Origin of the sequence: Pseudonocardia sulfidoxydans NBRC 16205 (assembly GCF_007989085.1) — a bacterium.
GTDB lineage: Bacteria > Actinomycetota > Actinomycetes > Mycobacteriales > Pseudonocardiaceae > Pseudonocardia > Pseudonocardia sulfidoxydans.
This window is the reverse complement of record NZ_BJVJ01000195.1, coordinates 1-721: the sequence shown is the minus strand read 5'-3', so window position 1 is coordinate 721 and position 721 is coordinate 1. Positions and strand designations below refer to the sequence as shown.

The window sequence follows — 721 nt, the reverse complement described above, 5'->3', positions numbered from 1 at the left end:
CGTCGACGTGGTCGTCGAGTCCACCGGCCTGTTCACCAAGCGCGAGGCCGCGTCGAAGCACCTCGACGGCGGGGCCGAGAAGGTCGTCATCTCCGCGCCCGCCTCCGGCGAGGACATCACGATCGTCAAGGGTGTCAACGACGGCGACTACGACGGCTCGCAGACGATCATCTCCAACGCGTCGTGCACCACGAACTGCCTGGCGCCCATGGCGAAGGTCCTCGACGACCTGGTGGGTATCGAGCGTGGCCTGATGACCACGATCCACGCCTACACCCAGGACCAGAACCTGCAGGACGGTCCGCACAAGGACCTGCGTCGGGCCCGCGCCGCCGCGCTCAACATCGTCCCCACCTCGACGGGTGCGGCGAAGGCGATCTCGCTGGTGCTGCCGCACCTGAAGGGCAAGCTCGACGGGTTCGCGCTGCGGGTGCCGATCCCCACGGGTTCGGCGACCGACCTGACCGCGACCGTCGGGCGGGAGACCTCCGCGGAGGAGGTCAACGCCGCGATGAAGGCGGCCGCCGAGGGGCCGCTGAAGGGTGTTCTGAAGTACACCGAGGACCCGATCGTGTCGTCGGACATCGTGACCGACCCGCACTCGTGCATCTTCGACGCCGGGCTGACCAAGGTGTCGGGCAACCTCGTGAAGATCGTCGGCTGGTACGACAACGAGTGGGGCTACTCCAACCGCCTCGCCGACATCACCGCGCTCGTCGGG

At 68.1% G+C, this 721-nt stretch carries 1 protein-coding gene; it reads left to right on the top strand.

Annotated elements, in window-relative coordinates; translation table 11 throughout:
* Positions 1 to 721 (top strand): type I glyceraldehyde-3-phosphate dehydrogenase (locus PSU4_RS30995; RefSeq protein WP_147116240.1); only part of this gene is annotated, 721 nt, incomplete at both ends.